The organism is Nitrogeniibacter mangrovi, assembly GCF_010983895.1.
Classification (GTDB): Bacteria; Pseudomonadota; Gammaproteobacteria; order Burkholderiales; family Rhodocyclaceae; genus Nitrogeniibacter; species Nitrogeniibacter mangrovi.
This window is the reverse complement of sequence record NZ_CP048836.1, coordinates 3932160-3952257: the sequence shown is the minus strand read 5'-3', so window position 1 is coordinate 3952257 and position 20098 is coordinate 3932160. Positions and strand designations below refer to the sequence as shown.

At 56.7% G+C, this 20098-nt stretch carries 15 protein-coding genes; 10 read left to right on the top strand and 5 right to left on the bottom strand.

Annotated features, from left to right (window positions below):
* Window position 1: 1 nt before the first annotated feature.
* The 3 genes from G3580_RS18225 (at window position 2) to G3580_RS18215 (ending at window position 7842) form a co-directional block, all read left to right on the top strand.
* The gene (locus tag G3580_RS18225; RefSeq protein ID WP_173767931.1) at window positions 2-5152 is read left to right on the top strand and encodes a hypothetical protein; all 5151 of its coding nucleotides are present in this window, start codon (window positions 2-4) and stop codon (window positions 5150-5152) included.
* Complete coding sequence (locus G3580_RS18220) at window positions 5149-6237, top strand: Wadjet anti-phage system protein JetD domain-containing protein (RefSeq protein ID WP_173767929.1); 1089 nt, start codon at window positions 5149-5151, stop codon at window positions 6235-6237. The genes G3580_RS18225 and G3580_RS18220 overlap by 4 nt, the downstream gene beginning before the upstream one ends.
* Window positions 6238-6702: 465 nt before the next feature.
* The gene (locus tag G3580_RS18215) at window positions 6703-7842 is read left to right on the top strand and encodes a helix-turn-helix transcriptional regulator (protein WP_173767927.1); all 1140 of its coding nucleotides are present in this window, start codon (window positions 6703-6705) and stop codon (window positions 7840-7842) included.
* Window positions 7843-7957: 115 nt separating this feature from the next.
* Here G3580_RS18215 and G3580_RS18210 read toward each other — a convergent pair whose 3' ends face one another.
* The 4 genes from G3580_RS18210 to G3580_RS18195 form a co-directional block, all read right to left on the bottom strand.
* Complete coding sequence (locus tag G3580_RS18210; protein WP_173767925.1) at window positions 7958-8431, bottom strand: hypothetical protein; 474 nt, start codon at window positions 8429-8431, stop codon at window positions 7958-7960.
* 161 nt (window positions 8432-8592) lie between these two features.
* Window positions 8593-9237: a PEP-CTERM sorting domain-containing protein gene (locus tag G3580_RS18205; RefSeq protein ID WP_173767923.1), complete on the bottom strand. Its 645-nt coding sequence runs from the start codon at window positions 9235-9237 to the stop codon at window positions 8593-8595.
* A gap of 49 nt (window positions 9238-9286) precedes the next feature.
* On the bottom strand, window positions 9287-9514 hold the full coding sequence (locus G3580_RS18200) for a hypothetical protein (protein ID WP_173767921.1): 228 nt from the start codon (window positions 9512-9514) through the stop codon (window positions 9287-9289).
* A gap of 254 nt (window positions 9515-9768) precedes the next feature.
* The gene (locus G3580_RS18195) at window positions 9769-10110 is read right to left on the bottom strand and encodes a helix-turn-helix transcriptional regulator (protein ID WP_173767919.1); all 342 of its coding nucleotides are present in this window, start codon (window positions 10108-10110) and stop codon (window positions 9769-9771) included.
* A gap of 1422 nt (window positions 10111-11532) precedes the next feature.
* Between G3580_RS18195 and G3580_RS18190 the strand changes: the two genes are divergently transcribed.
* The 5 genes from G3580_RS18190 (at window position 11533) to G3580_RS18170 (ending at window position 16477) form a co-directional block, all read left to right on the top strand.
* Window positions 11533-11799, top strand: coding sequence for a hypothetical protein (locus G3580_RS18190; RefSeq protein WP_173767917.1), 267 nt, complete (start codon window positions 11533-11535; stop codon window positions 11797-11799).
* Between the two features lie 386 nt (window positions 11800-12185).
* Complete coding sequence (locus G3580_RS18185; RefSeq protein ID WP_173767915.1) at window positions 12186-12704, top strand: thermonuclease family protein; 519 nt, start codon at window positions 12186-12188, stop codon at window positions 12702-12704.
* 164 nt (window positions 12705-12868) lie between these two features.
* Window positions 12869-13597 (top strand): HNH endonuclease, encoded by a 729-nt coding sequence (locus G3580_RS18180; RefSeq protein ID WP_173767913.1) that lies wholly within the window; start codon window positions 12869-12871, stop codon window positions 13595-13597.
* A gap of 167 nt (window positions 13598-13764) precedes the next feature.
* Window positions 13765-14814: a hypothetical protein gene (locus G3580_RS18175; protein WP_217424543.1), complete on the top strand. Its 1050-nt coding sequence runs from the start codon at window positions 13765-13767 to the stop codon at window positions 14812-14814.
* Window positions 14815-15061: 247 nt separating this feature from the next.
* Window positions 15062-16477, top strand: a complete 1416-nt coding sequence (locus tag G3580_RS18170; RefSeq protein WP_173767909.1) for a hypothetical protein — start codon at window positions 15062-15064, stop codon at window positions 16475-16477.
* 129 nt (window positions 16478-16606) lie between these two features.
* On the opposite strand, the gene G3580_RS18165 is transcribed toward G3580_RS18170, so the two are convergent.
* Window positions 16607-16816, bottom strand: coding sequence for a transcriptional regulator (locus G3580_RS18165; RefSeq protein WP_173767907.1), 210 nt, complete (start codon window positions 16814-16816; stop codon window positions 16607-16609).
* 162 nt (window positions 16817-16978) lie between these two features.
* Here G3580_RS18165 and G3580_RS18160 point away from each other — a divergent pair, with 162 nt between their 5' ends.
* Together G3580_RS18160 and tcmP are read left to right on the top strand one after the other, a co-directional pair.
* On the top strand, window positions 16979-18808 hold the full coding sequence (locus G3580_RS18160; RefSeq protein ID WP_173767905.1) for a hypothetical protein: 1830 nt from the start codon (window positions 16979-16981) through the stop codon (window positions 18806-18808).
* A gap of 109 nt (window positions 18809-18917) precedes the next feature.
* On the top strand, window positions 18918-19853 hold the full coding sequence (gene tcmP / locus G3580_RS18155; RefSeq protein WP_173767903.1) for a three-Cys-motif partner protein TcmP: 936 nt from the start codon (window positions 18918-18920) through the stop codon (window positions 19851-19853).
* Window positions 19854-20098: the final 245 nt, after the last annotated feature.

Below are 20098 nucleotides of genomic sequence, written 5' to 3'. Positions count from 1 at the left end.
GATGCCGCTGATTCATGCCATTGAAGTATCCAACTTCATGAACCACACTCGGCGGCTGCCCTGGTCGCCTGATTGGCGCTTCGAGCGCTTCCTGCTCGGCGGCTTCCACGCGGCCTTAAACTTTCCGAATGGCCGTGGCAAAAGCACAATGGTCCTCGCGCTGTTCGCGATGCTCACGTGGCATCGAAATTCGCTCGCAAACATTAGGAGCATGCACTGCGCGCCGCCGTCTGACCCAGCCTTTACACATTTTCGGATCGAAATCACCAAACGCAATGCGCGCCAAGAAGATCTGCTGATGGACCAGTTGGGGCCTTCAGACGGCGATCACATGGTGTTCGGGATCTATGGAAACGCAGGCGACGGAGCGCAGTGGGATTTCTACGCCTACAACGGCACCTTCGACGATTGCCCGATCGCGCACCGCCGCGATCGAACCGTCAAGTTGGTGAGCAAGAATGATTTCGTGACTGCGCTCCAAGAGCAAAACGGCATCTTCCCTGCATCAACCCGGGAGAGGCGCTTCGAGGAGTGGAGGCGCCTGGTGGGCGAGAACTTCGATATGTCCTCGCTTCAACAGCAGCTGACCTATCAGCTGGCCAAGGGCGCCGAAGGCTCGAGCACCTATTTCGATGTTGGCGGCCGACGCGGTGAGAATTACAGCGAAGCCCTGTTCTACAAGCATTTGGCGCCAGAGCTGCTCTCAGAAGTGATGGGAAGCTATGCCGAGGAGGGGGAGAAAGGCATCGAAGACACCATCTACGAGAAGTCGCGCAGTGTTGTGGTTGCGCTACGCCGGACTCGGCAAGTCAAACGTGACCTCGACGCGGCCGAGCTAATTCTCAAGCGGTTCGAGAGCCTAAACGCCATGGCGGAGAAAATGCGCGAGGCGAGGGCCGCCGTTGAGGAGCACCGACAGATGCTCTCCGTGGACCTCAAGGCTCTGGAGGATGTGCTGGTCACCGATCCTGTGCCGGGTGTGCCCCGGGCGCCGTCGCCCTCCGATCCGCGGTTCTACGAACACTTTGTCCTGCAGAACGGCAGCTGGTGGCTGACGGATCGCGGGCTGGCAAGTTTTTCAGGTGAAGAGCCCAGGGCAGTGAATCAGCGCGCTGAACGCAACAGCATTCACCCCACGACGGCATCAAGTTCGCAAGTTATTGAAATTACTTGTGATAATTCATCTCCTACAGCGCGCAGGCCTGGGCCAAAGTCCAAGCTCTACAACCGGGACGCTGCGTTGGAGCTCATCGGAAGAACAGCGGCATTCAGGGGAGACTGGACTACGGAAACCGCGTTGAGAGCCATTTCGGACGGTTTCAAGTGGGTTCAGTTGACCTGCGACACCAATCCGGTCCGACGCCGTTTGCGGACGATTGAAGCCAAGATTGCGCAGAATAAGGAGACGATCGCTGGCCACGACGCCACTGAAGTGACGCAAAAGCGGCTGAAAAAGGAGGCCGAAGACGAGCAGAGTCGATATGAGACAGGTTCGTCCGTGTTGGACGCCATGCACCGGCGAGGTATCTTCACTCAAGACGAATTGGATGATCCCAGGGCGACTGGGCAGCAGGTCAAGGCGGATGCCGCAGCCGCTGAAACGGCGCTGAACGAGCACGACCGGGTTGTGGCCACGCAAACGCCCGTCTTCGAGGAGTGGGCTGCGTTCACGGCAATGCATCCTGACGCAGTTCCGGCGGAGTTGGCCAGCGCCCTGGAACGAGCAGACAAGGAGGCCGCGGAACAGTTCCAGCGCGTAGGGCAATCACTCGAGCTCGCACGCAAGGAACTCGCTACGCGAGAGGCCGAACACGAGGCGAGCGTAAAAGCCTTTCGTGAGATGTCTGATCAGCTCAATTCGGTCGAACTGCACGCCAAGGAGGCAAAAGGCTACGAGGGCATTTTTGAGGGTGAGTCGCCCCATGGCCTGGTTGAGGCCGTCACTCGTGAGATGGAAGAGAATGCGTCATCGATGGGTGACTGCCGGGTCGAGTTGGCCAAAATCGAGGGCGACATCCAAGCGATCGCCACCTTTGATGAGCAGCATCCCGGCATCGCTCCGGCTGCATGGCTCTCCGAGCGCGACGCCAGGAAGAAGGCGCTTTCCGGACTGCGCGCCGCCTTGCACAAAGACATCGACCGTAGTCGCGCAGATCAGGCCAATGCGCGAAGGGAGCTGCCGGCAGCAGCCGGTTTCCACGCGCTGTTCGCCAACGAGAACACCCAAGGGCTTGAGAAGTCCGTGACCGCGGCGGCAGATGCCGCAAGGAGTAATCTGGCCCGAGATCGTCAGGCGCTGGCGAAGATCGAGGACGACGAGGTCGCCATACAACGCTTCGCGGCCCGCGTGCCCGAAATGACTCCAGGAGCGTGGCTGTCCTCTAGGGACATTCGCAGACAAGAGCTGCAACGCGAAAAGGAAGAAGCCAGCCGGGTCATTGCTGAGCTACACACACAACGACGGACGCTGGACATCGCGCCTGTGGCACCCGGCGAGATCGCTAGGCGGGTCGGCCAGATCGCCGGATCCGGATGCCGTCCGCTGTACGAGTTCGTCCAGTCGCTCGGGCTGTCGCAGGATCGCTCATCGGCCGTTCTCACGCTGTTTTCTGCCTTGCTGTTCTCGCCTGTTTTCGATGACCGGCACATGGCCGCGGCGGCAGCGCGCCGGCTGGCCGAGCAGAAGGTTGAGGCCGTGGTCTTTGAAGCGGTGGCGCTGAAGTCGTTCTGTGAGCGAACCGAGATCCGTCTGGACGAGGGGATTGCGCGAAGCCTCTTCACTGGAGTGACGACTCGTGCTGTTGAGTGTCTCCTTGATCCTGGTCTGGTCGAGCGGGAGAAACGGGAGCTGGACGCCCAGATCGGTCAGACGCAGAGGCGGCTCGACGAGGCACTCGCGGGCTTGGCCCTGCTGGCGGAGGACGATGATCTGGTGTTCGACGCCGAGCGCGCCAGGCGCGCAATTGGCGATGGAATACCCGCTCAGGCGGAGCTCTTGCGCACCAAGATCAACCAACTCGAAGCCGACATGCCACGACATGAGGCACGCAGTAGCCAGGAGGCGCTGGCTAGCATCAGGGCTATGAGGGGTCTGGAGCAACTCTTTGGTTTGGCCGCCGGTGCAGAGTGGGGGCCTTTCGAGATGGCTATTGAGCGGCTCGAAGCGACGATCGAGCAACTTGAAACCGAGCTACAAGAGGTGAGCGACGCGGAGGAAGCGCTTGAGCAGAGGGTTGAGCTTGAAGCCATCGCCCGGCAAGCGGCATCGGCGATTGAGCGTGAGGTACCCGCAGTCCAGACCCGACTCGTCGCCGTGCTCGAGCAATGTCGCGAGGCCGAGCCCCGTCTCAAACGACGCGCGAGTCCTGAGGCGATCGCGATGATCAAGGCAGCGCTTGAGCTCGAGCGGCTGCTCGCCGGTAAGAGCATTGAGGCGCTGCGCGAACTTTCTGAGACGCGGAGGCAGTTGGAAGCTGGTGCCAAGGAAGCGCGTCAAGTTGCCAAAAGCAGTGCGACGGATCTGGAGCAGGCGAAGGACGATGCCGGCGCTGCAGCCAACAACGCACGCAAAGACTGGCTTGAGCAGTCCGGTCCATTGAGGCGCATTCAGGCGTTCCTGGATGACCCTAATTATGGCCGCGAATTTATGCAAGGGGCAAAGCTGCACCGCGAGGTGCTGGTGCAACAGCGCGATCGGGCCCAGATGCGCGACCAGTTCGACTTCGAGGCAGCAGCCATGTTTGTTTCCTCGGACGGCGCGCAGCAGCTTGCAGACATCTCCAGGAGGCTGGAGGGCATCACCGCGAAACTGTCCGACATCGAGGGTGAGCGGAAGGATCTGCAGGCCGAGATCAACGCGATGGAATGCGAAAAAGCGGGCCTGGTCGAGGCTCGTTTCAAGATCGACGAGTCCATTCTGGGCTTTCGGAGGGCGCACCGGGACCTAAGTGATGTCCTCGGCGAACCGGCGCAAGTCTCCTTGGCAGACCTGGAGGGGCGGGCGCTCTATAACTACGCGAAAGAGTGGCGGTCAGGCATCGACTTGAACGAGCTTGGCGATGAGATGCGTCAATTTTGCGATGAAGTCTCTGGAGCCGAAAGTGCTGACTTGCAGAGGAGGTTGAGTGACACGCAAAAGACGCTCCAATCGAGTCGCCAGCAGCTGGAGAAGGACATCGACGCGCTACTCACCGACCCATTCGCAAAACTACCGGACGTGGCCCGGGTGCAGTTGGAGCAGGCCAAAATGGCGCCAGACGTGATTCTGGCGATGCTCGATGCGTCACGCGAGTCGTTCGCTGAGAACAAGAAGGCGAACACCCTGGCCGGTGAATACCTGGACAAAGAGAGGAATGGTCTAGGTGAGTGGCTGGCTAACTTCACGCTGCGATTGCCATCGAACCTGAAGACCCTCAAGCGCGTGTTCGCGCCGAAGACGGACGGCCGCACGGGTACTCAGCAGGCCGGGTTCGACATCGACGCTACGACCATAGATGCCGAGGGGATGAGAGCACTGCTTGAGGAAGTCATCTCGATGGTCGAGGAGATTGAGGGCAGCGAAACATTGCAGGACACGATGTCGGAAGTTGTGCTCAGCAAGGTCCGTGTTGGACAGCGTGAACGTATTCGCGAGATGTTCTACAAGCGCGTGGTGATCAAGCCTCGAATCAGATTGGTACTACCGGCAATGAGTTCCAGGCCGCTCGAGATGCAACCGAACATGGCCAGCTCAGGGCAAGGGGTGGCCATCACATTCCTGTGGATTCGTAAGCTTGCCGAATTCATCAACGAACGTGAGATTCGCCGGGAGACCGTGGATAGCGCTAAGCGCAAGCGGCTTCGGGACAAGATGACCTCTTTCACCATTCTGGACGGGGCCTTCTCACACCTATCCGACAAGAAGCTGATCGATTCGACCCTGGCCGGTATCGAGGAGTCGATCGGCAATTTTCAGTTGATCATCACCGGCCATGACCCGGCATATGACAACGACTTCACCCGCTTCCCGGCGCTGGTGATGGCGCGCGAGATGAGCGGTCGCTATATGCGATCCTCAAGCTATCACCATCGTGTCTCTGAAACCGATGAGAACGGCCACGCCGGCATTGCGACCTTCCATGCGATTCAGCTCCCAGCGGCCGCGACGCTATGAGCGTTGAGAAGAACCTACCCATCGTTCAGGAGGCTCTGTGGCATCGGCTGGGCGACCGCAAACACCTGCAGCCGGGCGGATTGCTGAATAGACTCGCTGCCAAGACAGGACTGCACGAGCACGAGGTGCGGCGAGTCATGGCACGGCTTCGTGAAATGGATTGGCTCGAAGGGGTGGCGTCCACCGGTGAGCCGTTCGCCCGAGTGATCATCAAGGCAGATCGGCCCGTGGCGCCAGATCCGGAGTCGCTGAGGCGGTGGAATTTCGCTCTCGAGCAGATCGATGCTTCGCCGGAGGACCGGGATCTGCTGCGCGACGCCCACGCGGCCCTGGACGGCATGGAGGTTGCGGATCTGGCCACCGTGGCGCGAGCACTGCTCGCACTGCGCGATATGGTCCAATCTGACGAAGCGCGTCCGCAATTTTTGGTGAGTGCCCATCATCTGATGAGTTCGTCCAAGATGCTTGGCCAACTTCCTGTGGGAGTCCGATACGCGATCGCGCCTAGTCTTGGCGCCCTGAAAGAGCAGATCCCATATGTGGTGACTGCTGGCCCCGAGGCGCCCATTGAGATAATTCTGATCGAAAATCCGTGGGCCTTTGAGCTGGCCGTGGAAGCAGGTATTGCTGACCGGTACGGGTTGATCGTGACCTTCGGGTACGGGCTGTCGCGCGACACCGACGCCTATGGTCGGCAGCTGGCCGGGCTGGTGGAGGCGCGGGCGAGTGAGCTTGTGCAACTCACGCGATTCGGGGCGCCTCCGGCGATCGGCGCCATGCTCAGCAACCCAAACATATCGTTCTGGGGCGATCTCGATTTGGAGGGCCTGCGCATCTACCGGCGATTGAAGGCACGTATCCCACATCTGAAGCTCAGCAAACTATACGGGCCAATGCTCGCGCGCTTGGAGGCTGGCTTGGGGCACCCCTATGTCTCAGCTACGGGAAAGCAAGGGCAAATGGAATTGAGGCCTGACGAATTTGCTGACGACCCGGAGGCGCAGATCCTCGCACACGCTTGCTCCTCTCGAGGAATCGACCAGGAGTGTCTAGACGACAAGGTGATGAGTGCGATTCTCAACTAACCGTAGCTATGCGCTAGAAGCAGGACCACGGAAATCAGCGTTTCGCAGACCGTCGGCATGGACTGCCCCGGGAATAGTAAGCACTTTCGGCCTGAACAGCCGTCAAGGCATCACGACCAATTGGGCCGCAATAGGATCGTTAACTGCCGTTCAGCCCAGGCCATGTGCGAACGACTGGTTTGGGCGCGGCGAATGCCAACTCCCGACCCGTTGCTGTTAGCCAAGCCTTCGCGACCTGGGCGGCAGGTTCCTGGGGCGAGGAGCCGTTCGGTTCGCGTTCCGTCACTGCCTTACACCAAACAGAATGGATGCAACAATACTAGATCGAACCCTTAGTTACCCCGCTCAGTTACCCCCTAGCGGCCTGGTGTGAACCGCTTCGGGCTTCGCGCAGATCGATGTTCGACACCGCCCGCGATGGAGACTATGCTTAAAGCGTCTGCGGGCTCTGCGATTGCATTCTCCATGGATAGAATCTCACTGGATCCGAATGACATCGGCGCGGTGATAGGCCGCATCTACGAGTCCGCGGTCGACCCCCAAGCCCTGGCAGACGTTCTGGCGTGTATTGCCACTCGATTCAATGCGCACTCCGCCCTGTTCTTCACGCCCAAACTCGCTCCGCCAGAAGGTGGGCTCAGTTACATCCACAATCTGGATACCTCCGTCTTCGACGAATACGTCGCACACTACATCGATGTCGATATCTGGTGGCATACCGCGCGTGCCATCGAAGTCGATGGAGAAACCGGCATCGTCGTGGGCGAGGAACTCGTCGATCGGCGATCGTTCGAGCGCTCCGAGTTCTACAACGATTATCTGACCAAGGTCGACACCTACCACGTCATTGCTAGCGACACGAGAATCCCGACTCACGCCGGTGCGATCGATCTCAGTGTCGCGTTTCATGGCAGCCCACGTCACAAGGGATTCGGCGACGCGCACAAAGAACTGCTCGCCGCCTTGCTGCCTCACCTGCGCCGGGCCGTCTGTTTGGCCACCGAGCTTTCAGGGCCCATGCATGGTGCCGCGCTCGCAGCCGATACCCTCGAAGCGCTGGCCTCCGGCGCCGTTGTGCTCGCTGCGAACGGGCGGGTGCTCCATGCAAACACCGTCGCCGAGAGCATGCTTGCGGAAGAGCACGGAATTGCGGTCAGGGGAGGCTGCTTGCGCGCCACGTTGCCGAAAGACGATGCGGAACTGCAAACGTGCTTGCAGCGTGCGGCCGGCCTTGCGGGAACGCCGGAGGGGGGCGCAACCGTGGTCCGTTCGGTTCGCACCGGCGCGATCAGCATCGTGAGTGTGCTTCCCATACCCAAGCACCGCGCCGTTCTGGCGCTGAATCCGGCAAGAATTCTCGTCACCATCCGCGATCCGAGCCGCGAGCCGACACCCCGATGGACCCTGTTCTCCCGCCACTACCAGCTCACACCAGCGGAATTGAGGATCTGTCAGGCGCTGGCCCGTGGCATGACGGTGAAGGAACATTGCGAATCCGAATCGATCACCGAGAACACGGCGCGGACGCACCTCAAAAGTGTGTTTTCAAAGACCGAAGCCCGGCGGCAGACAGATCTCGTTGCGCTGATGAATGCGTTTGCGTGATGGGAAGCAAAACTGCCTCGGTTGTCTTTTCGGTTGTGACCCCGAAGCGGGCGGGAAACCGTGGTCCGTCCCCAGTTGTTGCGGCCCTGTGTATTTTTGTGAAAAATTGAATGATCTATTGTTGGTAGCTCTTCAATTTCTGCTCAATGACATTTCCGCAATTCCCGATCTTATTTTCGTGAAGAATATGTGCGACCATGAATAGGTCGTCGACTAAGACATAGTTGGCGACAATGTGTGCGGCTTGGGAATGTTGCTTGTCACCTGACTTCTGACCTACCACATACCAGTGCTCAGTGCGATTGCAGTCGTAATCGTAGCGAACTTGGCCCTTTGAAATCTTGACTCCCTTGTCGGCAACTGCTACGTGCTCGTCGACCGACGTCTTGATGTTGGCGGTTACGTACTCCCAGTCTGTGTTTTTTGTACACTGATTCAAAATTGTTTCAGTGCATATTTTTTCGGATGCCTCCTTCGTGTCAGTGACAAGTAGTCGTTTGCGGGCCTCCTCGCCGATTGGAGACAGGGCATATGCGTATGCCGATAGACATGTGAGAAGTGCAATCGGAATAGTCATGGCGTGTTTCATTATATTCTCCATCGTTTCCAATATCTTTTACATCAATCTAGAGCTTCTCGGCCAATTGAGAGGTATTCAGTTCGCGTAGGTTGGGTTGAGCGCAGCGAAGCCCAACACAAAGCCGGGCAGCCACGAAATGCCGGCTGTTGGGCTGCCTCCGTCGGTGAAATCTAGGCTTGCTGCGTCCGTAGCGTTTTCCGATATCGATGGTTCACCCCAAATCCGCACAATGCCGATGCGAGTAGCGCCAGACTGGCCGGCTCCGGAATCGTTACCGGGCTCACGCTCGCCAAACTAAGGATGAGCGGTGAGCTGTCGCCACCAAATACATGCACCAGCGGGTTTCGCGGCGACAGCGTCTGAAGCAAGTCCACATCGAGCGAGTTCAGATCTGCAAGTGATCCGAGCAAGCCGGTGGCGAAATACGAAACCTGGAAACGCCCGATTGTGCCGAAGCCGGCTCCGTTGAAAGGCGCCACCGTACCATCGAAGTTGAACGAAAGCGTGATGAAATCCTGATTGAATGCAGTCACGAAATACGTCGGACTGCCCGGATAGGGCGTTGGTGTGACGCCGTCGATGGTAATGCTCACATCTGTGAACACTGAGTCGTAGCGATTGGAGGTGGAAGTTGAAGCCGATACCGGTGCGAGCGTATCGAGCAAGAAGCTTGCAGAAAAGCTGTCTCCCGGCGCGATCGCCGATCCAAAGATCGCGTTGCTCAAGGTGCCCGCGAAATCGAACTTGATCAAGGATGCGTGTGCGGCGGGTGCCGACACGAGCAGGGCGGAAAGACAGATGGTTCGAGTGTTCATTTCTTTTCTTCTCCTTGGCTGTGCAGAGTGATGGCGTCCGCAACTTCGACTACTTTGCCCTAGCGTTACGGGTTCGAGCCTCGGCCTCAGCTTTCGCGGCTTCGGCTTCTGCTTGACGCGCCTCTGCTTCCGCTTTATCGGCGTTTGCCTCGGCTTCGCGCGCCTCCGCCTCCGCGACTTTCGCATCTAGCTCGGCAGTCGCCTCTCCCGCCAAACAAGGAGAAGTTGTCCCAACGATACCAATGGCAAGCGAGGCAAGAATCAATGCTGCTTTCATTTCATGTCTCCTTCCTATTTGCTCAACACGTCAGAGAAGGCACTTATTCGTCCCACGGATCGTGAGGCCGAGGCTTACTTATGGAAGAACTATATTGACGTCGCGAGCGAGCGTGCATCACCTGATCGGGTGAGTCGAAAGATGGAACACGCGCGCAGGGCGGCGGTTTTCCCGTGCTGATGCGTGTCTTGCGGCAGCAGGATGAGCGCTGAAGGCACCCTCGGAGCGCTATCAGAGTGTGTAAAGAGGGAAACTCAAAACTGCACCCGAAACGGCCCCATCAATAGCAACTTCGCCAACTGCGTCTGCCGATTGACGCCGTGCTTCTGATACACGGCGCGCAAGTGCGTCTTGGTGGTGTCGCGCGTGGTGCCGTTCATCTGCGTGATTTCGTCCACGCTGTAGCCGTTGGCGATGGCAATGGCGACGCGCCCTTCGGCCGGTTTCAGTTCCCATGTCTGGCTCAGTGCCTCGGGGACGATGGGCTGGTTTATCTCCGGGTCGGTGATGAGTACCGCGATCTGCGCCGTTGTCTGTCCCGGCAGCAGGCCGGCGCTGCAGCCGCGGATCGGTGTGACCAGTACGGGGTAGTGCACCGGAGTCTGTCATGGAATCCGTCCAACATCGGGAACCCTGGAACAAGGGAAAGCTAGCCCGGATATTTCACCGTTCCCGGGCTGGGCGCCAGCGGTCATTCGGAATGATGCTTAGTCCAGCCGGACGTCTGGTCCGATCCGACCGTTCGCCGCTTGTGGCCCCAGCAGTATCATGGGCCGAATTGCCCGCATCGGGAGTCCGGCAGGTTTCAGAGTGAAGCCGCCGATCCAGTGACAGCTATATCGAAATGATGATCGTCTGGTCCTGGCCGGCTGTTCCAGTTCCAGGGCTCTCGTCAGCGGTCATTCGGTGCTGAGGTGGGGCCGACGGCGAGAGTTCGGCCCGGGACTAAACCGCTCTCGCGGTACCCAATAGGAAGCACCGAGCGGCCGAGGGAAAGGGGTGCTTGCCCCACGGTCGCAATTGCATGTGTACCGGCGGAGTCTGTTCAACCTCGAAGAGGCTTGACTGAAGAAGTGCAATTTAGGAAGAATTCGTTGGAATCAGCTGAATTGTACGGGGGTGGGGCAGCGCCTATACTTCCGACCGGAAGGGACTTTGGAGGCTCTTATGGCTACCAACAAACAACGAGTAGACCCGTGCATCGCGGCTGCCAAAATGGCGTGCATCAACCGTCTGCTGGCCAAGCTAGAGGCTGCGCACCGCGCGGGCAGACTGAAACCAGTCAGTCCAAACGCTAGGCCAGTCACAATGGCCATCCGCGTCAAAGGCTCCTGATCAATCCCCCTGCCGGTGCGAAATGATTGAAATTGGAAATGCTGAGCGCAGCAAGGCAATCGCACCTTCATGTCGTATTCCCAAGCAGCTCGGTGCGGGAGCCCTGGGGCAGGTGCCACGCGTAGCGTTGTAACGTGCGGAGCGACTACCGCCGCTCAATCAATACAAGCTGATTTACCGCTGAGGCCGATCAGGCGGTATCTCTCAATCGATTCCGAGCGGCCGAAAATGTTCTGTGTAGTGCGGTGCTATACCAGTTGCCAGCGAAATCCTGCGCTAGCGCCATCGCCGGGTCGTCGGCGAAGGAGACCATCAATGCCCAATTGGCGCATGATTCTGGTCGCAATGGCGCTGCTTTTCATACTGCGTCAATGTAGCTGATGCCGACCGACCGGCGCGGGGACGCTATCCACGCGCCGGTCGGTTTGCAAAGCTTCGCCTCCCTCACCAGGCTCACCACAATTCAACGCTGCTAACCTAGGTGGAACTGACGTCGGATCGAAAAAAACTGCTCCCATAAGCAGTTTTCGACATTACTTGTGAGGAACAGTGGCTTCCATTGGGTATCGGGGCAGTTCCGGGTGGGCTTCCCCAGACATTTTCTCGCCGTGAGGCACTTGGTGCTATCGATGAGCCTCCGGCGGGCGTGTTGGCTCTCTGTACAGTAGGGCCTAACCCAATCCTTGACCCAACGCCGTCGTTCTTTACGTCTTGGAGCGGAGGATCCGCTGCGCCTCGATCATGATCCAGAGTTCGAGGAGTATCATTTACCGATGGACGCGAAACCCAGCAACCCACCGGCAAATCCACGGTCTTCCAAGCGGAAATACCGCCTGGTGGATCTGATTGAGCAGATGGCCGATGACGGCATGCCACGTCTCGAAGACTGGGAGAACATGCCTTTGGTCGGACTTGAGGCGCTGGACGACGAACCCGGCGAGCAGGAGTAGCTCACAACGTCTCCACCAGCCGCGGATTGAACCCGGCAACGAGTTCCCTTGGGTAGCGCCTCGGATGGCACACCTTAGCAGCAACTCATGTGGCGCATTAACTGGCTTTGCGATCTCATGCAAATTTGAGGAAGTTTTTTTCCAGAGTGCGCCGCCAAGCCTTTCCAGAGCGCGCCGTGTGGCATGCGATGTAGAGTGCGGACAGAGCTGCGAGTGCGCACATGGCTTGAGAATGCGTCGTGCCTCGTGGGCATGGTTTTCTTAACATAAAGCGGTTGTCCACGTCGGGATCTGAGAAATACTCATCCTGACCATCGCCGCGCGGCTGTATTTGAAATTGGCCGACTTCTGATCGGAGAGCGCCAAAACGAGATGAGTAGTGAGGAATGCAACTGAGAAACAAGCGATGGCTTAGCTTGCTTGTGGCGCTAGGTCTCCTGCAAGGTATCAGCCGCTTCGCGTGGGCTGACAGCTACGAAGCAAGAGTTGTTCGAGTTACCGACGGGGATACCATCGTTGTCCTGGACGACAAGCAGACGCAGCACCGGATCCGCTTGGCCGCGATTGACGCACCAGAACGCAAACAGGCCTTTGGCCAAGTGTCGCGGCAACACCTCGCACAGCTTGTGTTAAAAAAGCGCGTCACAGTTGTATGGACCAACGTCGACCGCTACCAACGACAAATCGGGAAAATCATTGTCGATGGCCAAGACGCCAACTTGGCCCAAGTGCAAGCTGGCCTTGCTTGGCACTACAAACGCTACGCCAAGGAGCAGCCAGAGGAAAAACGGACAGCCTATGCTGACGCAGAAACTGATGCACGGCGGAACGACTTGGGGCTGTGGAGGGATGCAACCCCGGTCCCTCCCTGGGAGTTCAGAAGATCAGCCAAGCAGCGTAGATAGCAGACGATGGTAATTCGCCGTAGTGAGCACAATCAGCCAATATGCGCCACTATCGCTAAAGGCGAAATGGGAAAACTGGACAAGTTGGTGCTTAGGCCATCGTTCGGATGGTGCCGTTAAGATTGGTGTGTTTTTCTGACTTACGAACCAAGAAAGTAAATCGTATGACTTACAAAGACGAAATCTTACGCCTCATGACTCAGCCAGAGCAGCCAAATGCTCTCTATTATCACTGTTCTGCAGTCATTGATCCAGAAAAGGGATTGCAGTGGTCGGTACAGACGCAATGGTGCGGGTATGCCGATGAACGACCAAGGCGAGAAATCCGAAAAGGTTGCCTATATCATGGCGAGGCACAACGCAATTGGTTGCACGAAGCCGGATATCCGGCCCTTCTCATTAATGACGAATTAGACCTTAAATACTTCTACCTACTTGGCGGAAATGCACTTATTCTTCAAGAACTTGCAGAGAAACGATTCGCGCACCACATAGAGCCTACGGTATGCCTTAGAGAGTCGGGCGGGTTGGGATTTGCCTCAGCAGATAGTCTGAGTAAAACGCAGCTTCAGCACGCACCAACGAAGACGGTTCGGATGGAGGTACTTACTCGTGATGGGCGTAGGTGCCAAATTTGCGGCCGATCGCCCGCATATTATGTTGATGTTGAACTCCACGTGCACCATGCAATCCCGTGGGGGAAAGGGGGTATGACAGAAGTGCAGAACCTCATCACCCTGTGCAAGACTTGTCATGATGGCCTAGAACCCCATTGTGATATGGATCTTGTGAATCTCCTTCACGAAAAGTATCCGAATGTTGCTTTCACATATCTTGAGGACATCAAGAGGTATCAAGCTTGGATCAAGTCGCAGATGGAAGCTGTCACCTAACCCACTGAGATAGCTTGATCTGCGGCGAATAGCTGCGAAGATCACTCGTTTTGGTAGTTGGTCGCTTATAACATAGGTATCAAAAATTGTTCTATTCACGAAAGCTTAATCCGGCGACGGGGAATGTCGAGGTTTGGGAATGCGAATGGTCGAAACCTGGTACAGGAATGGCGACAAAGGTATTCCTTAGAAAACATTGTGATGAAGGTGATATCGACGAGGCTCCAGAGGGATATTCCGCCGCAACTGCAATCTGCTGGGCGCCAGGTAGAACAATCGGCAATATTGCGGTGTGCTCGGAAGAGGTATTTGGGAGCTTCGCGAACAAGGATGGGGATAATGCGGTACTGCCGTGTCATATTGTTCCTTGCGGAAAGTATAGGAACGGAGCGCCGCGCTGGTACTGTAAGACCCATCAAATTCATTGGGGGGTCAAAGCTGATCTTGCCGCGGTTCCGCCCTCTGGAGAAGTGACATGCAGCAATCGCCATATGCAGATGAGCTACGTTGTAGATCCGCTTGTAGTGGACTTCAACGACTTCGAGGAAATTGGGGTCTGGTGCTCTCTTCCCCCGGCACTGTCGTCTAGACATATCGAACCGCGCTCCCCTCGCATTCATGTGCATAAGCGCTTCACAGGTGCGGAGCGTAAGGAAATGGATCGGGATTTTGACGCAATCGTGTGTTCGTACAATCAAGATCTGGGTCTGTTTGCGAGTAACGAAATATCACTAATTCAAATTACACCACCAGCTGCTTTCGAGTTTGTACGATCCCTGGAGGAAGGTCGAGATATGGATTGCGTGACTTGCCCCAAGTGTGGGTACCCTCATTTGGATCTCGGAACCTTTGCAATTACGCCTCACGCAAAGCATTTCTGCGGAAATTGCGGCAATGACAGTATCTGGAGTAAGGGAAAAATTGTCTCCACCCCACTAAAGCCATTGCATGACCAATTCAATAACAGTAGTAAGTACGTTGTGCCGGATCGTTCATTGAACTTTGATGACTACCCCGGTTTACGTTTCGATGTTTGGGCATCTACACCGGCAGTATTGTGGACGGCCGACCGGCCACAAGAGAAAGGCATTCACGTTCACATATATGAAAACGGCAGAAGGATAGTCGACGAAACGTTTGGTCGAGTTTTCAAAGACGGCGTGGAGATGGAGCGTAATACGCTCTGGGCGATGATGACCCAGAACACCATCTATTGAAGGTCATTATTTCCACTTCGCGAAGGTCAGTTCTATTGCGATCACTTGTGTTCCGCCATTTCGCGTCTTGTGACGCGACTTCCGCTCTAGGCTGATCCAACCTCTGGTAGTCTCCCATCGACTTCCAGACCGAGTGACGTAAGTCACATCCGGCGTGACAGTCACAGCGCCGATGTCTATACCGTATCCATTGAGCATGCCAATTGGTGTCTATATCTTGACATCAGCGACCAACGGGGGTCAGCCCATGTCCGTACCGAAGCAAATGCGGCGTCAACTTGCCGCGCTGGCCTTGATGGGTTTTGGCTCGTGGAGTGGTGCAGCCGATCTTGACCCATTGGCACAGGCTGCAGTCGACGCCACCAATCAAGCCACTATCGACTCCGCGGTTAAGTTAAAGGAGCTCGAGGTTGAAAAGGCGCGGCTTACAGTGGAAGCGGCACATATAGCAAACCTCAAGTCGCTCATTCCAGACGTCAAGGCACTCAAGCGCGACAGCTCGGAATCGCCGACGCTGGACGCCCATCGTTTGCTATTCGTCACAGCCAAACTTGCGGCACTTACTCAGCCCCTCGGTGACGAGATTTTCAAAATGATGGGTACTCCGCCGCCCAGAAAGACCACTGTGATCGTTCTCAACGGGCGCCAGGCGCAGGCCCTCATCGACCAGCGCAACGATGTCGTAGCGACCTTGCGCGCGGCGAATATAGGCGCACGATCAGTGCTCGAACAGGCCGCGCGCGTCGAAAAGGACTGCGGAAAGCCATCGGTGCCGGTACCTGCCGAGCAAGGACCACGACCCTACTCGTTTATCGGCGGAGCTGATTTGGCAGAGACTCTCATTGGCGTGCAAGCTATCGTCGCTTTTCGCGAGATATTTCGTACCCAGGTGAAATATCAGTCACATGATGACAGTTCTTCCGTTACACCTGCTCTCGCACTTCTGGTCGGAAAGTACTTCAAAGAGAAACAAATTCCCGTTATCGACATCACTCATTTGATCACCTTAAACCTCGAACCTGAAGAAGTGGGCGATTGCAAAGGCTGGTGGGATCAAGACGAAACTAAGCCGGTTGGCGGACCAATAGAGGCACGGGGTGATCTTTTCTGTGCTCAGCAAAAGCTATCCCAATGCGCAAAGCTGATCGCCAAACGCATTCCGACACCCCCAAAGAAGGGAGATGCTGACTTGGTAGCCATGTACCAGAAGGTCGTGGCAGCGCACGAAGCTATCACCAAGGGCATGACCGATATGCACGCGGAAAGCGCGGAAAAACCCAGGTCGATCTTTGCTGGTGCTGTTGAAGGCGAAGCGTTGCGAAAAGGTCTGGTTGGGAAAGACATCTGGCTGCTCGACTTGAAGCTCCTGGCCGCCCATACCGACAACATTGCCCGGGATCGCTGGTGGAGCGGTCTCAAGATCAGTTTAGGTTCGTTTGTCTCGATCGGCTGGCACCTTGCGAGCTCGAACGACGCGACCAAGGTATTTAGCGGTATCGCCTACGATAAGAGCATCGACCAGCAGCCGATTGAGCTCGATGGTACGAACACTCCGCTCTCCTTGGCCGCGCCAGGGACGAAGCAAGATCAGGAACACGATCAAGGGGCGACGACGAGCAAAGGGAACGGAGCAGCGACGGGGCCCCTAGCATCAGCGGATTGATGTGATCGAGAATGCCTGTCCCATGGCATTGACCGGTCAGTGTGTGCTTCTATCAGCGTCTCGGCGCCTAATGCGGAGCCTGCGGGTGAAGCCCACCAGCATGAGCATGGTAGTCAAAGGAGTTCGCGGTCATAGACCGATGATCTCTGTTTCCAACTTTCCGCTCGCCGGATCAACCAAGCCGAACTTTAGCCCGCGCTCCCGACCCTCGCATGCAGCCAGGAACAGCAGCAGGGCTTTGCGGAGGATCTCACCCTTGTCGGTAGCGGTCTGTGAAGCCACACGGTCGATCTCGCAATTAAGGTCTTCAGAAAGTTGAATATTCAGGCGGACGCTCATGGCCACTCCAGCTACGTGTACGTGTTGGACGTACTTGTACGCCGTTCTTGCGCCATGCTCAACGATGTCGAAGAGCTTGCCGCATGGTGAGAGTGGTAACGAGTTCACAGGAAATTAAACAACTGGCATAGTCCACCCGAATGTCACAATTGGAGTTGGCTGATGCCGGAGCCCGTAGATCGAATCGAAGAGTTTCCCAAAGACGGAAGGCTCTGGTGGATCACATGGGTCGACGGCTATTCAGTTCCGCATGGTGGAACGGCAACGCCCAGTGTCGAGGTTGAGCTGACTCGACTCGAGGCGAACCTTGAGGATCTGTTCCGCTTAGATTCCAGAAGGACAGTGAAAGTCGAGCTAGGCGCGACGCCCCCGGAGCACCTCATCGTGCGAGTTCTATCTGGCTACGTTCCCAGGCTTGTGCTCGGCATGGTGTTCAAAGACGGCGTCGAAGTTGGCTCCCTACCCATGGAGGAGTTCGAATTCTCGACGGCATACGGGGAAGTCGACTTACGGCAAATCAGAGAGCGGATGGAAGACCCGCCGCGGTGGTGGAATTCAGCGCATACCTACAAGGTGATGAACCCAACAAGCTACAGGTTGGAAAGGCGATTTGATCAGAGTCGTGCGGTGATCATCACGGACGGTTCAGGGATCGCCGTTGTTCCATGCCATGAGATTTTCAGATCTATGTATGCAACGCATACAGACATCGCACTGGCGCTTACGTCCGGGCCATGGCGAGATACGATGGATTTTGTGGTTTCATCGCAGCGAACCGGAGTCAGAACAGACGGGTTGTGGCAGGTTTGCTTGCGGCGCCGTATTGCGGATCTGCATGCCCCGCTTCTAGCAAACCTCGTCTTGGGTGAAGACGGTAGAAAAGCCGCCAACGGCATCTATGCTTCGCTACTGGCTAGCCGAAACGGAGCAGGTTCTATTGCTGCGAGAATTCCTTTCGACACGTCTGAGGTCAGGTTGAAAGTCAAAGGCGTTCTCCTCCACGACAACCCGGTCAAGTTGCTCGTCTTTCAAGTTAGCGAGATTGATTGGGTAGGACCCTGCGATATCGTCGTCATGAGAGATAACGACGCAAGTAAAGGCAAGAGTCTGACTGAAACCGACCGTCAAAAGCCATATTCCTCGCGCGATCGGCACGTTGCCGAACGGCTCGACGGGACTATGGCTGCCGCGTCGAACGAAGATCCATCGGCACATGCTGCTGTCACGAATATCTCAGTGCCTCTACCCGTCTGGCGAATACCTCCTCAGCTGAAGAAAGAGGAAAAAGAGGAAAGTTTCCTCTACGCGTCGGGGCGACCGGGCGGCGACGACGAGTTGCTCGAACAGCTATCGGCCGGTAACGAATGGTATGGCGAATCTCGTTCCGGAAGAGTTGACTACTCGTTTCGGCGAAGGGATCACACGACTCGCTTCACCGAGATTGCACAGATGCTTGATCGACTTGCGACTGCTGGTCGGATCGATCGCTGGGAAGTCGTACAGGAGGAGTCCGAGAGATTTTTCTTCGGTTCGTTGCCTGTATGGCCGTTTCCGACTCGTATCAATGGCAGCAAACTTGGACTTAGGTATTCGTACATCGAAAAGGCGACTAGACAGGTGCGCACTGCTTTGGTCTGCAGAGTGGCAATAGGGGGCCGCATCGTCTACTGGATGGAAATTGAGATCGAAAGAAGGAGCAACGGAAAACCCTCGTGGGTGTTTGCGCTTGGGGAATATCCTGAAAGCTCTACCATCCGGAGCGTTCTGCAATTGGCCGCAAAAACTGGAGGGAGTTGGCCGTCCGAGGACATGTTGATCCAAACGGTGGGCGTGACGGCTGCGGAACCATGGAAGCACACACACATTAACAAGCGCAGGAAGGGTGAAGGGGGGAGGTTCAACGAGGATCGCGCCTTGGAAACCATGATGACGGTGTTGGCAAAGGCGGAGCCGCTTCCGACGATGCTAGCGAATAGCCAAATAGGTTTGTAGTGTTGAGCATGTCACTGCCCGACGCGAAAAGTAGCTCTATCGCGAATCATCTCATTCCAGGCGCCTGACCCGCGGCGGCCGCAGTAAATTCCCAAAGGAAGCTTAGCTAGTGAAAAAACATGAATTTGGCGGCCCGTGGACGCTGATCAAACTTGATCTCTTGACCCGCTACCTCAAGTTCTTCAATACAGCGCTTCAGGCTAAGCCTTCACGAGAACAACCGTTTACTCGAATATTTATCGACGCCTTTGCTGGGACCGGAGACTGTACCGTGAAAGTGGAGCGAGGCTCGCGAGCGACCGTTGCGGGCTCGGCAAAGATCGCAATAAGCACGACCCCTGCCTTTGATCGGCTGTGTTTCATCGAGATGAAAAGCGATCACGCCAAGGCACTCCGAGAGCTGAAGGATGAGTATCCGGATCGTTGTATTTCAGTGGAACACGCCGAAGCGTCGGTTGCCCTAAATCGACTGCTCTCTGAGACAAACTGGCGGAGCTCTCGAGGTGTTCTCTTCCTTGATCCGTATGGGATGAGTGTGGACTGGCAAACCGTAGCGCGTGTCGCACAAACACAGGCGCTAGATGTTTGGTATCTCTTTCCGCTGAGTGCAGTGACTCGCCAAGCCGCAAGGCAGCTGGATCGGGTTGACGAGCAGAAGGCGGCGCGCCTGGATAGCGTGCTGGGAACTCCGTCGTGGAGGGACCTGTTCTATGCGCGCTCGTCGCAAGAAGACGCATTTCAAGGCAAACGCGATGAAGGCTCAAAATTCAGGAATGTCTCGCCAGCGGAAATTGCCGACTTCGTTAAGCGCCGATTGGAGTCAGTCTTTCGTGGGTGGGTGAGTCAGCCGATCCTCTTGCCGGACACAGGTGTGCCCTTGTTCGCCCTGTATTTTGCTGTGAGCAACCCCCATCCAGCAGCTGTCGCGCTATCACGTAAGGCCGCGGATCACTTGGTTAAGATGCTTGTCGAGAAGCGGCTCGGAAAGGCTCAGGAATTTACGCTCGAATCCGGTGAGGCCGGTCAAGGCGACTTTTTTGATTGATTCAGTCGTCGCGTGCGGTGGCGGAGGTGAAGGGCTCTGCGGAGTCCACGATGGCTTGAGGTGGAGGTGCTGGGAGCCTGCCTGCTTGCATGTGGAGCTTGTCCGCATCCTGTGCTGAATGCCTCGCGATGGCGGCGACATCCTCGATCAGCACGCCATGAACCAACATTCCAGACGGAGTCGCCGATGGTTTCGATTGATCGCTTTGCCTACGCATCGAACCTCCTTGGTTTGATGAATTAGAT